This is a genomic window from Enterobacter sp. CP102 (assembly GCF_025152625.1).
Lineage (GTDB): Bacteria > Pseudomonadota > Gammaproteobacteria > Enterobacterales > Enterobacteriaceae > Enterobacter > Enterobacter soli.
In genome coordinates, this window is record NZ_CP104014.1 from 2,539,809 (window position 1) to 2,553,717 (window position 13,909).

Annotated in this window: 12 protein-coding genes; 7 read left to right on the plus strand and 5 right to left on the minus strand. The window is 51.3% G+C overall.

Annotated elements, in window-relative coordinates:
* Positions 1-6 precede the first annotated feature (6 nt).
* Together N1249_RS23220 and zntB are read right to left on the minus strand one after the other, a co-directional pair.
* Entirely contained in the window at positions 7-180 is a 174-nt protein-coding gene (locus N1249_RS23220) for a hypothetical protein (RefSeq protein WP_409193174.1), read from the minus strand.
* 283 nt (positions 181-463) lie between these two features.
* Positions 464-1,447: a zinc transporter ZntB gene (gene zntB / locus N1249_RS12010; protein ID WP_259829541.1), complete on the minus strand. Its 984-nt coding sequence runs from the start codon at positions 1,445-1,447 to the stop codon at positions 464-466.
* 197 nt (positions 1,448-1,644) lie between these two features.
* Between zntB and N1249_RS12015 the strand changes: the two genes are divergently transcribed.
* Positions 1,645-2,769 (plus strand): GGDEF domain-containing protein, encoded by a 1,125-nt coding sequence (locus tag N1249_RS12015; RefSeq protein WP_259829543.1) that lies wholly within the window; start codon positions 1,645-1,647, stop codon positions 2,767-2,769.
* 35 nt (positions 2,770-2,804) lie between these two features.
* On the opposite strand, the gene N1249_RS12020 is transcribed toward N1249_RS12015, so the two are convergent.
* Positions 2,805-3,800 (minus strand): methyl-accepting chemotaxis protein, encoded by a 996-nt coding sequence (locus N1249_RS12020; protein ID WP_409193141.1) that lies wholly within the window; start codon positions 3,798-3,800, stop codon positions 2,805-2,807.
* A gap of 613 nt (positions 3,801-4,413) precedes the next feature.
* Between N1249_RS12020 and N1249_RS12025 the strand changes: the two genes are divergently transcribed.
* From N1249_RS12025 to N1249_RS12035, 3 genes are all read left to right on the plus strand, one after another.
* Positions 4,414-6,543, plus strand: a complete 2,130-nt coding sequence (locus tag N1249_RS12025; protein WP_259829548.1) for a bifunctional diguanylate cyclase/phosphodiesterase — start codon at positions 4,414-4,416, stop codon at positions 6,541-6,543.
* A gap of 92 nt (positions 6,544-6,635) precedes the next feature.
* On the plus strand, positions 6,636-7,868 hold the full coding sequence (locus tag N1249_RS12030) for a sensor domain-containing diguanylate cyclase (protein ID WP_259829550.1): 1,233 nt from the start codon (positions 6,636-6,638) through the stop codon (positions 7,866-7,868).
* Between the two features lie 75 nt (positions 7,869-7,943).
* Complete coding sequence (locus N1249_RS12035) at positions 7,944-8,084, plus strand: Ecr family regulatory small membrane protein (protein ID WP_259829556.1); 141 nt, start codon at positions 7,944-7,946, stop codon at positions 8,082-8,084.
* Between the two features lie 207 nt (positions 8,085-8,291).
* On the opposite strand, the gene N1249_RS12040 is transcribed toward N1249_RS12035, so the two are convergent.
* On the minus strand, positions 8,292-9,908 hold the full coding sequence (locus N1249_RS12040) for an ABC transporter substrate-binding protein (protein ID WP_014070465.1): 1,617 nt from the start codon (positions 9,906-9,908) through the stop codon (positions 8,292-8,294).
* A 181-nt stretch (positions 9,909-10,089) separates the two neighbouring features.
* Here N1249_RS12040 and mpaA point away from each other — a divergent pair, with 181 nt between their 5' ends.
* Positions 10,090-10,803: a murein tripeptide amidase MpaA gene (gene mpaA / locus N1249_RS12045; protein ID WP_259829558.1), complete on the plus strand. Its 714-nt coding sequence runs from the start codon at positions 10,090-10,092 to the stop codon at positions 10,801-10,803.
* Here the strand turns inward: mpaA and ycjG are convergent.
* Complete coding sequence (gene ycjG / locus N1249_RS12050; RefSeq protein ID WP_259829562.1) at positions 10,794-11,759, minus strand: L-Ala-D/L-Glu epimerase; 966 nt, start codon at positions 11,757-11,759, stop codon at positions 10,794-10,796. The two genes, mpaA and ycjG, sit on opposite strands and share 10 nt — an antisense overlap.
* A 108-nt stretch (positions 11,760-11,867) precedes the next feature.
* Between ycjG and tpx the strand changes: the two genes are divergently transcribed.
* Both tpx and N1249_RS12060 read left to right on the plus strand, forming a co-directional pair.
* Positions 11,868-12,374, plus strand: coding sequence for a thiol peroxidase (gene tpx / locus N1249_RS12055; RefSeq protein ID WP_014070468.1), 507 nt, complete (start codon positions 11,868-11,870; stop codon positions 12,372-12,374).
* Positions 12,375-12,648: 274 nt separating this feature from the next.
* The gene (locus tag N1249_RS12060) at positions 12,649-13,857 is read left to right on the plus strand and encodes an aldose 1-epimerase family protein (protein WP_259829563.1); all 1,209 of its coding nucleotides are present in this window, start codon (positions 12,649-12,651) and stop codon (positions 13,855-13,857) included.
* Positions 13,858-13,909 lie beyond the last annotated feature (52 nt).

Here is a 13,909-nt window from a genome sequence, read left to right on the forward strand (position 1 = left end):
TTGCAGTCAGATGGCGCGTATCCTCGCAGATCTCGGGGTTTGATGCGACATTTTAATCGGTTCTTCATCGGGTGGTGGGTCTGGCATTGGCTGCGGACGCGGGATGGGGTCCGGCATCGGTACAGGATCGTTAGGTTCAGGACCAATCGGAATGGAATTTAATCGTTGAAGAGTGGGCAGGATGCTCATCTTTCCCTCCTGGTTTGGGCGTTCTCCCTTTTTAGGGTAGACGCTGAAGAACAGGAGGCAAAAAAAAGCCGACTAATAAGTCGGCGTCGTACGAATCAATTGTGCTATGCAGTAATTCAAAAAAGGAAGTAAGACAATATGGAGCGCAACGCCCATCGCTTGACGTTGCATTCACCTGCGGGAGTAATATTGCACCTTACGGGGTATGTGTTTATTGACTTCGCTCAAATAAAATAGCGTTTTGAGGCACTCATCGAAGCGAAAAAACGTAATTTTACAACCATTTACTACGATGCAACCACCACGCAACACCACCTATCAAAACGACTAACATGACGCAAAATGTAATGAATCCGTACCGGTAGGCACCACCGGGGATCCCGCCCAGGTTCACACCAAACAGCCCGGTCAGGAAGGTGCTCGGCAAAAAAACCATCGCCATCAGCGACATCGTATAGGTTCTTCTCGCCAGGGATTCTTGCATCACCTGTGCGATTTCATCGGCCATCACCGCCGTTCTGGCGATACAGGAGTCAATCTCGTCCAGGCCTCGCCCTAACCTGTCGGCGATATCCTGCATCCTGCGGCGCTGATCATCGTTCATCCAGTTAAGGCGCTCGCTGGCCAGACGCGCATAGACATCGCGCTGGGGCGTCATGTAGCGGCGCATCACAATCAACTGCTTACGCAACAGCGCGAGAAAACCGCGCGGGGGGATCTGTTGATCGAGCAAATTATCTTCCAGGTCGATAATTTTATCGTGCAGTTCCTCGATAAACTCGCTGGCGTGATCGGTCAGGGCGTCGCAAACATCCACCAGCCATCCGCCGCAATCCGCCGGCCCGGTACCCTCTTTCAGATCGTTGACCACATCATCCAGCGCCAGCACTTTACGCTGACGTGTAGAGACAATCATGCGTTCATCCATATACACACGCATCGCCACCAGCTGGTCGGGGCGTTCATCAGTACTGCCGTTAATGCAGCGCAGCGTAATCAGCGTGCCTTCACCCATCCTGCTGACTCGCGGACGCAGGCTCTCTCCCGAAAGCGCATCCCGCACATTGTTCGGTAAGAGTGGGGTTGTGGCCAGCCACTGAGCGCTATCCGGGTGGGTGTAGTTCAGGTGCAGCCAGCAAGGATGTTGATTGTCGATGTCATCACCGTTTTCCAGCGGCCTCGCGCCGCCACGACCATCGAGCAGCCACGCAAAAACCGCGTCAGGCACGTTCACCTCAGACCCTTTAATGCTATCCACAGCACCTCCACCTTTTTGACTCTTTGGTTGTCAGTCTAGCTTTCACTTAACGTTAAGCAATAAATATGTCCAGCATCGCGCTGAATTAGCTCAGGAATTGCACATTATCCTTCAGGTTTCAGTAGACAGGTACAGGTAAATCGTTAGAGTTAATGAAATGCTGCCGTTTTGATCTAAATGTATCCCGGAGTGAGCTGGTGACAACAAAAAAGCCCTGTGCTGCATTCGATTTTCGCCTGGCGGAAATGCGCGCAATTGCCATCAAAACCAGCATGACCTGGTTCCTGTGGGTGAACATTTTATTCTCGTTGTTCCTGCTGGGACGGCGCTATTTTTCTACGGTTGATACCTTAACCGCACCGCTTAATCCCGCCGGATTGCTGGAAACCATGATGGTTATCGACCTGACTCTTTCGGCCGGGGTTTTGTTTATCCTGCGTATGGCGCCACTCCAGAACGCATCCTGGCTCCGGGATCTGGCAAAAGGGGTGGTCGTCGGGATAAGCCTTTGCTGGTCGGTCTGTTTTTACGTGCTAATCGCCAGCGGAGACATGCGTTTAATTTTTCCGTTTGCGGCCCTGCTGCTTTTTACGGCGCTGATTTCGCTCTATTTCGACCCCAAAGTGTTGTTGAGCTTTATCGCGCCGGTGTGGCTAACCATCCTGATCACCAGCCTTTTTCATCCCTCCAACCTTACCGTGCTGAACGCGCTGTTGTGGATACTGCTGGCCGGGATGATTGAATCCGGCCGCCGGATCCTCAACAGCTGGTTTATCCTTGCACTACGTCGGGAGCAGGAAAATGCGGAACTTATTCAACAACTGGGGCAGCTTGCCAGCAAAGACCCGTTAACCGGTATCGCAAACCGCCGCACATTTGAAACGCGCATGGATCAGGAAATTATCAGCCACCAGCGTGAAGGCACCGAATTCGGGTTGATTATGCTCGATGTCGATCATTTCAAGCTCTACAACGACTACTATGGCCACCAGGGCGGTGACCGCTGCCTGATTATGATTGCCCGCATACTTGAAAGCGTCACACAGGATAACCACGGCGTGGTCGGACGCTTTGGTGGGGAAGAGTTTATCGTGTTATTGCCCGATCCCGGTCAGTTGCAGAGCACAGCGGCGGCGATAGCCAGTACGCTGCAATCCCAGGCACAGGCTCATGCCCTTTCCCCGGTCAACCCTCTCGTGACAGTAAGCCAGGGGTTAGCGACATGGGAAGTTGGGCAAACGGCCCAGTCGGTGATTGCCCGGGCTGACAAGGCGCTCTACAGCGCAAAGCAGCAAGGACGAAATCGCTGGGTGCAGGCGTAAAAAAAAGAGCCCGGGAACCAGGCTCTTTTTTACCCTCAGAGGGAGTGTTTAGCGTGCTGCGCAAACATCAGGGAATGGTGATGTGGCGATGCGTTCTGCGGTTTCTGGAAACCTTCTTCAAGCCTGAAATTGCGCGTCCGTGCCTGCAATTCAATGACCTGATTCTTCAGAACATCTGACGAACCGCTCAGCTCTTCCACCATCGCAACGTTACTCTGGGTAACCCGTTCAAGCTCAGAAAGCGCCAGCGTTATTTGCGAGATCCCTTTCTCCTGCTCTGATGTCGATGAAGAGATATCATCCATCAGCCTGCTGACCTCGCCCGAACCCGCCACGATTTCATGCATGTTTTTTTCCGCCTGAGAGACTACGGTTACGCCCTGCGTGACGTTTGAGCTGGTTTCGTCGATCAGGGATTTTATGTTTTTCGCCGCTTCTGCACTGCGATGCGCCAGATTTCTGACCTCACCCGCCACCACGGCGAAACCTTTACCGTGTTCACCTGCGCGAGCCGCTTCAACGGCGGCATTCAGGGCCAGGATATTGGTCTGGAACGCAATACCGTCAATCATTGTGATGATTTCTTTCATTTGTTGGGCACATTCGGTGATGGATTGCATATTGTGGGCAACCTGCCCCATCAACTCCCCGCCCTTACGCGCCTGCAACGTGGCGGCATTCGCCTGTTCACTGGCTAAACGGGTGTTATCGGCGTTGTTTTTCGTGCTGGCGGCCATCTGTTCCATACTGGCCGCGGTTTGCACCAGCGAGGCTGACTGCTGTTCTGTTTTCACAGAAAGCTGTGCGCTTCGCTCAGAAAGCTGCCCGGACAAGGTCATGGCTGATTCGGAGGATGCCCGAATTTCCCGCACCAGCGTTGCAATGTTGCTCGATAAGGTATTAATGCCCGGGATCAGACGCCCGGCACAGTTATTGCCAAACTCGGGAATAGAGACGGCAAGATTGCCCGACATCACTTCTTCAATACTTTTTTTCACAGTGTTGATGGGCGTCACAAGATATTTTGTCATGTAGGCCCAAAGTAGAAATAATGCGATTAAATTAACAACAGTTACAGAAATAAAAAGAGTTGTGCTGCGAGATAACAAAGCAATCAAACCATCAATTAACAAAAAAACGCTCACCAGAAAATAGATGATAAAAGTTCTGACACTAATATTTTTTAGCATGATTTTTCCCACTGCTTGATATTTTGGTCGGCCTTAAAATATATAGCATTGCCTCAGCACTTTTTCATCACTATCCCGCAACTCCAGGTGTTTCGCATTTTGCACCCCGTGATTTCACTTAAGTAGATACAAAATACCATATTATGATAAATGTTATGAACTTCATCCCGGCACACTGGTTTTTATGACATTTAAGCGATAGCATCTTCTTTTGTGAACTAATATGATCGCACTCATATTTTAAGGAACAGTATTGCTCTACAGGTTTTTGGTTTAGCAAAACTTAACTAATTAATAAAAGAATATATTATGTTCTTCGAAATGAGTAAAAAAAGTAATGCGCCTGGTCTTTTTTTTCGCGATTAATAACTAATATTGTTTGAACGAGTTCGCGGCTAGCTGATGCAGGGCGTCAGCAAGCGACCTCAGTCATCTTTTGGCGTGGGATTGCATAATGCTCAATGTATCGTGGGACCCAGTGTTAATTGCCATCTCCTTCCTGGTGGCGTTTATCGCCTCATTTGTTGCACTGGACAGCGCGGGTAAGATCCCCCTTTCCAGCCGCAAAGCCGCGTTATTCTGGCGGATTGCCGGAGGTGTAACTTTGGGTATCGGGGTCTGGTCAATGCACTTCATTGGCATGTTGTCGATGGAAATGCCGATGACCATGAGCTATGACCTGTGGCTTACACTCGCCTCACTGGGTGCTGCCGTTCTGGCTTCGACCATTGCTATCTATATTGCCGTCACCGCTAAAACCCTTTCCCCTTTCCGGCTGATCCTTGCCACGCTCATTCTGAGCGCAGGCGTGGCCTCCATGCACTATATCGGCATGGCCGCATTAATGCTTGAAGACGGTATTATCTGGGATCATCGTATTGTGCTGTTGTCCGTCGTGATTGCCGTTATCGCCTCCGGTGTTGCCCTGTGGTTAGCATTCCACCTGCGGGAACATCGCAAAGGTATCTTTATTAATCGCGTAATGGCCGCGCTGGTGATGGCCGTCGCGATTTGCGCCATGCACTACACCGGAATGAGCGCCGCCCATATTCATGAAATGGAGCAAACGCGGTCAGGCGGGGTCAGTGAGCTGGGACTGTCGATTTGGGTGTCAGTCACCACCCTGTGCCTGCTCGGTCTGATGCTTATTATCTCGCTGGTGGACTCCCACTGGCGTACAACCCGGCTGACGGACAATCTGCGCCAGCTTAACCGCCAGCTGGAGTTGCAGGCGCGTTTTGACACCCTCACCGGGCTTGCTAACCGGCATCAGATGGATATCCGCTTACAGGATTGCCTGCACAATTCATTACTGAATAAGAAACAATTTGCGCTGATCTTCTTCGATGTCGATCACTTCAGGCGGGTGAACGACACCTGGGGACATCAGGTGGGTGATGAGCTACTGATTAACGTTGCCCAGCGTATTACGGCCAGGCTGACACGCGAAATGACGCTGGCGAGACTGGGTGGCGATTCGTTTATGTTGCTGGTCCCGGAATGCGATGACGATAAATTAAACACCCTGCTTTCGACGCTGATTGAAGATATGCGCCGTCGCCAGCCCATCTGTGGGCACGCGCTGAGTACCACCCTCAGCGCAGGTGTTAGTCTCTATCCCCAACATGGTGAAACATTGCATGAGCTCAAGCTTAAGGCCGATGCAGCCATGCAGTACGTCAAGCAGGAAGGACGCAACGACTGGGCAGTTTACCGCCAGGAGATGTCCACCACCGCCCCGGCGGAGCCGGGTTTCTTGCAGGAGTTGTCCCAGGCACTCGAACGCGATCAGTTTGAGCTTTGGTATCAGCCAACCTATATCGCCGAAGAAAATACCATCCATGGTTTTGAGGCGCTTATTCGCTGGCGCCATCCGGAACAAGGTGTTTTACTGCCCAATGTGTTTTTACCTTCTCTTGAGCAGACCGGTTTAATTATTCCGGTGGGCAACTGGGCGATTGAAGCGGCGTGCCGTCAGCTCAATTTCTGGACGGAACAAGGCTTCAGTCAGTGGACGTTATCCTTTAACCTGTCGCCCATCCAGTTTGAGCAACAGGATATATTCCAGGTTGTTTCGTCCATGCTGGAAAAATACAATTTATCGCCATCCAGATTGATCCTTGAAGTCACCGAAAGCACCGCGCTCAAAAATCTCGATCGCAGTATTGAGTTACTCACCGCCTTTAACCATGCCGGCATAACGGTCTCCATCGATGACTTCGGCACAGGCTATTCAAACCTTTTGATGCTCAGCGTGCTTCCTGCGAAAGAACTTAAAATCGATAAAAGCTTTGTAAGCTCAATGCTGGAAAACGAGAAAAGCCGGAAACTGGTGGAAACCATTATTAATATCGCGCGCACGATGGAGATGAATGTCGTGGCCGAAGGCATTGAAACAGAACAACAACAGGCCGTTCTTACCGATTTAGGCTGTGATTTCCTGCAGGGTTTTCTTTTTTCTCGTCCGTTACCTGCGGAACAAGTCCCCTGGTTGTTGTTACAAAAAAAGTCTGACAAACAGATTATACCAATCGGTAAAATTCATACGGAATCCCCATTTGTTTCACAAAAAAATCATGCCTGATGTGGTGAAGTAGAGTATGTTTCAAAGAAGCCCACGCGAGTCAATTCCGTCGTGATCGTCAGGCACGCAGTGTCGATGGATAGGAATTCCCTATGCCGCTAACTTGCTTCGATGCACTGAATTACATCAAAACACCTGTCTGGCTGATTTCACCTGTCTCAGAACACATTATATTTGCAAACGCCGCCGCTACCGATGTTATGCGGACTAAAACAGTTTATGAAATGCGCACGGGGATCTATTCCGCAAACGCGCAATCCGCACTATCAATGTATGTTCCGGACCTCAAAGCCGACCAGGAAATAATCGAAATCTGGACGGTGTGGCGCAATGAACAAGTGTCAACGTTAACCTGCCGCCTGTCACTCACCCAGTGTGAGCCTCACGGTGATGTCATCATTTTTGAGGGGATTGCCCAGCAAACCGCATCGGGCCTTAAAGCCAGCCGCTCGGCAACCTATCAGCGAAAAAAACAGGGCTTTTACGCACGATTTTTCCTGACCAACAGCGCACCGATGCTGCTCATCGACCCGGCGCGGGATGGTCAAATTGTGGATGCTAACCTGGCGGCACTGAATTTTTACGGTTATCAGCACGACGAATTGTGCAGCAAACATACCTGGGAAATTAACACTCTCGGTCGTGACATCATGCCGGTAATGACAGAGATAGCGAGCCTGCCAGGGGGGCATAAACCGCTTAACTTTGTCCACCGACTCGCCGATGGCTCAACCCGCCATGTACAGACCTACGCCGGGCCAATTGAAATTTACGGCGATAAGCTGATGTTGTGCATCATTCACGATATTACAGAGCAAAAGCGGTTAGAACAGGAGCTGGAACATGCGGCCCTGCGAGATTCCATGACGGGTCTGCTTAATCGTCGGCAGTTTTACATCATCACCGAACAAACAAATCCTTCTCACCTGCCCGCTCAGGAGCAGTTCAGCCTGCTGCTGGTGGATACCGACCATTTTAAAAATATCAACGATGTCTTTGGCCATCTTAAAGGCGACGAAGTCCTGATATCCCTCTCCCGCACGCTGGAGGCCTGTAGCCGTAAAGACGACTTCGTTTTTCGCTGGGGCGGTGAAGAGTTTGTGATTTTGTTGCCCAGAACGTCGCTTGATGCCGCCATGCAGGTTGCCGAAACCATCCGCGCCGCCGTTGCGCGCATTACTATCCCCGGCCTTCCGCGTTTTACGGTCAGCATTGGCGTCGCGCGCCATAATCAGGGAGAGAGTATCGATGACCTGTTTAAACGGGTTGATGATGCGCTGTACCGCGCCAAAAACAACGGGCGCAATAAAGTGCTGGCTGCGTGAAACTGGAGTATTTAATCAAGCCTCGCTACAATGCCCACCTCGAAGAAACAGACTTCAGGTGGGTAGTATCCAGCAATGGGAAAGACAGAACTAATACTCATCTTAATTATTTTAAGCCTTATTATTTTTGGCTATTGGTTTATCTTCAGCGGTGAGATTTGGCAGCTTGTCGAATATTTTGAAAACAGCGTATACCCGTCCATCGAAGCTCCGTAACGCACGTTTAATCCTTTGTTTCACCTACCGAATTTGTCAGCTACACGCCAACTGAACAGACGCGTAATATACGCGCTGTTAGCCTCCGTGATGGCGGGTAACGAATCAATAAATCATTTGCTTATTTCGCCCGTTCTCTGACGGGCTTTTTTTATTTCTTTTTTACAAGCGGGACATTAATTTAGGTTAAGTCCCGCCCGGCATTAATTAGTGCTTCTCGATATACATCGTACGGCTGTAAGCAACATCTTCCGGGTTATTAACAGGATAGCCCTTAACCCACGGTTTGATCAGACGACCATTGGTGTACTGGTAAATCGGTGCAATTGGGGCTTTTTCGGCGAGGATCTTCTCGGCTTTATTGTAATCCACATTCCGCGCTTTCTCGGTTGTCTCAAGCGACGCCTGATTGATTATCTTATCGTACGCCGGATCGTTAAACCGGGAGATATTGCCGCTGTGCGTAGAGGTCAGTAGCGACAGGAAAGTGGATGGCTCATTGTAGTCCCCAACCCAGGATGCGCGGATCACGTCGAAATTCCCGGTGTTTCGGCTATCGATGTAGGTCTTCCACTCCTGGTTTTGCAGTTTGACGTCAACGCCCAGATTTTTCTTCCACATCGATGCCACAGCGATCGCGATCTTCTGATGATTCTCTGAGGTGTTGTACAGAAGATTCAAGGTCAGAGGGCGCTGAGGGCCATAACCAGCCGCCTGCAACAACATCTTCGCCTGCGCATTTAGCTCCTGCTGCGACATCTGTTCAAACACGGACGCTTCCGGAGTAAACCCGGCGGTCACGTCAGGCGTGAAATGCCAGGCAGGTTTCTCACCCGTGCCAAGTACTTTTTCTGCCATGATGCGGCGATCGATGGTCATACTCAGCGCCAGACGCACGCGGGCATCTGCTGTTGGCCCTTTTTGGGTATTAAAGGCGTAATAGTAAGTCCCGAGCTGAGGTGGGGTGTAAACCTGGCCAGGAATATCTTTCAGCAGTTTCTGGTACATGTTTTTCGGGAAAGATTCAGTGATATCAATATCACCGGCCAGGTAGCGCTTGGTCGCGGAAGACTCCTGATTAATAGGCACAAAGGTGACTTTTTTCAGTACCGTTTTCGCGTTATCCCAGTAGTGCGTATTAGGTTCAACAACCAGCTTTTCATTCACCACGCGGTCTTTCAGGACATAGGCACCGTTACCCACCAGAGCACCCGGGCGCGTCCACTCTTTCCCACTTTCAACATTGGCTTTTTGCACCGGATAAAACGCAAAGCTCGCCGTCAGGCTGGCAAACCACGGCAGCGGTTTATCCAGCTGTACGCGCAGGGTTTTATCATCGACGGCCGTTACGCCAAGCGTATCCGGCGCCGCTTTCCCGTCAATAATGGCCTGGGCATTGTTAATGCCCGCCAGGGCCGCAAACCAGGCGAAAGGCGATGTGGTTTTCGGGTCAACCAGACGCTGCCAGCTATAGACAAAATCCTGTGCGGTCACGGGGGAACCATCCGACCATTTTGCATTATCACGCAGGCTAAACGTCCAGACGCGGTTATCGTTACTCTGCCAGCGTGTCGCGACACCCGGCGCTAACTCCCCTTTTTCATTCTGATTGACCAGCCCTTCAAAGAGATCGCGAATCACCTGAATTTCGGGCAACCCCACGGCTTTTGCCGGATCAAGTGAGGCAGGTTCGTCTTTTATGTGACGTACAAGTTCCTGCTTTTGTGCCAGAACGGTTCCCTTCGGGATGTCCGCAGCATAAGAAAGTGAAGAAAGTCCGCACAGCCAGAGTGCAGAACAAAGCAGCGAAACAGGATGCTTCATGAGATCCCCTTAAGATGTCAGGTAAAACAGATGCGTAATTATTTGTTTCGAAACGGAGAAATGCAAATACCTTAAATCGGAAAGTTGATATCTGGCAATTTTCCGCAGCGACGGAAACTATTTGATTAACAGCGAGTTTTGCACAACACTGCCAGTAGAGACTTCTTTATCAGGATTTCCTATGTCAGTCACCCGACCAAGAACGGAACGTGGCGCTTTCCCGCCAGGAACCGAACATTATGGCCATTCATTTTTAGGCGCGCCCTTAATCTGGTTTCCCGCCCCGGAGGCCGACCGCAACAGCGGGCTAATCATCGCCGGTACGCATGGTGACGAGAACTCCTCAATTGTGACGTTATCCTGTGCGCTGCGTACCCTGGCGCCAGAATTACGCCGTCATCACGTCATTTTGACCGTCAACCCGGACGGTTGTCAGCTTGGGCTTCGGGCAAATGCGCGAGGCATCGACTTAAATCGTAATTTCCCGGCGGCAAACTGGCGCGCGGGTGAGACGGTCTATCGCTGGAACAGCTCCGCAGAAGAGCGTGACGTGGTGTTACTGACGGGGGAAAAACCAGGTTCAGAGCCGGAAACACACGCCCTGTGTCAGTTGATCCATCGATTACATCCGGCCTGGGTCGTCTCGTTTCACGACCCGCTTGCCTGTATCGAAGATCCCCACCACACCGCGCTCGGCCAGTGGCTGGCAGATGCCTTTGCCCTTCCGCTGGTCACAAGTGTGGGTTACGAGACGCCCGGCTCGTTCGGGAGCTGGTGCGCCGACCTGGGGTTACACTGCATCACCGCAGAGTTCCCCCCAATCTCATCCGACGAAGCGAGTGAAAAGTACCTTAAAGCGATGGTCGGACTTCTGCGCTGGCAACCTCAGAGATGAAGCGTGCCGGTGGTGAAATGCAGGGCTGGCGAGACGTCTACCGCCAGCCATGTCGGGCCATCCAGATCGGCAAAACTCACCTGCTGAACCAACGGTAACGCGGCGCTAATCGCCCGGGACGTACAGAGCATACAACCCAGCATCAGCGAGAAACCCTGAGCCCGCGCCTCTTTCGCCAGCGCCAGTGCTTCGGTTAGCCCACCCGTTTTATCGAGTTTAATGTTCACCATCTCATAACGGCCTTTTAGCCCGACAAGGCTTTCGCGGGTATGGCAACTTTCATCGGCGCATACGGGCAGCGGATGGATAAAGTTTTCCAGCGCGGCGTCATCCTTTGCCGGTAGCGGTTGTTCCAGCATGGCCACGCCCAGATCCGCCAGCAGCTGACAGCGGGCGGCCAGCCCTTCGCTATGCCAGGATTCGTTAGCATCGACAATCAGCGTGGCGTCCGGCACGGCTGCGCGAATTGCAACCATACGCTCGCTGATTAACCGGTCATCAAGCTTCACCTTTAATAAGGTTGCCCCGGAGGCAAACAGCGCTTTTGCGCTGGCGGCCATCTGTTCCGGCTCACCAATCACCACCGTTTGCGCGGTGACAACCGATGCCGGCAGCGTGATATCCAGAAGCGATGGTAAAGTGCGGTGCTGTTGTGCGGCCTCCAGGCTCCAGAGTGCACAATCAATGGCGTTACGTGCAGCTCCCGCCGCCAGGTGCTGTGGCAATGCTGCCCGGGTAAGCCCTTTTTGCAGCTCAGGCACCAGCGCCATAATCTGAGCCATCACCGAGGCAAGACTCTCTCCGTAACGCGGATACGGGGTACATTCCCCCACGCCTTTCACCCCGTCTTCTTCTATTTCAACCACCACAACGCAGGCTTCGCTGCGACTGCCGCGCGAAATAACGAACGGGGAATGCAATGGCCAGGCTTCTTCATAGACTTTCACGCTTCTCATTGACTGTCTCCTTTCGGCCCGGTGAGGCGATAAAATTGGTTTGCCGTGCTGTCCGCAGTTGGCATACACTAGCCCTGACGTTAACTATATGTAAACAGGAAGATATCTATGTCACAACTCGTTCATTTCCAGGGCAACCCGGTTGCTGTTGCAGGTTCCATTCCGCAGGCTGGTAGCAAAGCACAGGCATTCACTCTGGTGGCTAAAGATCTGTCTGACGTCACGCTGGGCCAGTTCGCAGGCAAACGTAAAGTCCTGAACATTTTCCCAAGCATCGATACCGGTGTTTGTGCCGCATCTGTGCGCAAATTCAACCAACTGGCAACTGAAATGGACAACACCGTTGTGCTGTGCATTTCTGCAGACCTGCCGTTTGCCCAGTCTCGCTTCTGCGGTGCAGAAGGCCTGAGCAACGTCATCACCCTTTCTACGCTGCGTAGCCCGGATTTCCTTGAGAAATACGGTGTGGGTATCTCTGAAGGCGCCCTGAAAGGCCTGGCAGCACGTGCAGTGCTGGTTATCGATGAGAATGACAACATCGTCTTCAGCGAACTGGTTAACGAAATCACCACCGAACCAGATTACACTGCTGCGCTGGACGTGCTGAAAGCATAATAAGTACTGAGCATTCTATACAGTGAATTCTAAACCTCGCCATGGCGAGGTTTTTTATTCCCCGAAAGCTGAATCGTTAAAGCATAAATGGGCGAATTTCACACTATTATTGAAAATAGATATTTTACATTCACCATTTTAGCGATCATATTCACATAAAGTCTGTTCAATTTTCACATTTTCTTCCTCAGTGAGACGGATCACATTCCCCTTTTCGCCAACACATTAGATTTGCTTACGAAATTAAATAATCGTTTCAGCAAGGGAGGGAAACATGAAAATAAAACTGGCTTTAACGCTTCTTTCGGTACTGGTTTCGGGTCATGTCGCGGCTAAAACCTGGGTGCTGACAAGCGCTGAAAGCAGCATGGAGAAAGGGAACTGGAAGATTTCCAGTGATGAGCTGAACGTTAAAGGTCAGACGTTCAGCATTGAGCAAAAACTCTTACATGGCGGTAAGCAGGAAGGCAGCAAAGTCATCATCATTAGCAGCAAAGATGGCCTGACAATTACCTTAAGCCCGACGCGCGGCATGAACCTGCTGCATGTTGAAGGTTTCGGCACCAGGCTGGGGTGGAATTCACCCGTTAAAGAGGTTGTTAACCCGGCGTATATCAATCTTGAAAGCCGTAACGGTCTTGGCTGGCTGGAAGGTTTCAATGAGATGATGGTCCGCTGTGGCTATGAGTGGACAGGCCACCCGGTCACTGCCGATGGGCAGATGTATACGCTGCACGGCAAGGCAGGAAATACACCGGCGTCGCAGGTTGAAGTAGAAGTTGCGGATGCCGCACCGCATGAAATACGTATTCGTGGTTTGATCAAAGAGAGCACGTTTAAAAAAGCGGATCTGCAAACCCTGACCGAACTACGCTACGTTCCTGGATCCAACCAGTTTAGTCTGCATGATGTTCTGACTAACCACGCAGATTATCCTCATGACTATCAGATTATTTATCACAGCAACTTCGGCACACCTGTCCTTGAAGAAGGCGCTCGTTTTCTTGCTCCGGCGGCGAGCGTGAGCCCATTCAATGACTACGCTAAAGCGGGTGTTAATGACTGGCAAACTTATGCCGGGCCGACAAAAGGCTTTGATGAGATGGTCTTTAACATCAAACCACTCGCGGACAATAATCACGAAACGCTCGCGGCAGTGGTCAATAAAGCCGGAGATAAAGGTGCATCAATTCAGTTTGATACCCGTCAGTTGCCCGTGCTGACTTTATGGAAAAACACCGACACACTAAAGCAGGGTTATGTCACGGGCATTGAGCCGGGCACCAGCTACGCCTACCCTGTCACGATTGAACGCGAACAGAAGCGGGTTAAGCAGCTGCAGCCCGGCGCCAGCACTCAGTTTGATCTGACCTATACGCTGCTTCACAGCGCGCAACAGGTGAAAGAGGTTGAAAACAGGATCGCGTCGATTCAGGGGGAGACAAAAGTCGCGGTTGATACCAGATCTCTGGCGAAGGAATAAGTTGTTGATGCCGGGATTTGTCAACAATTAAGCCGTAACATTGCTGTTACGG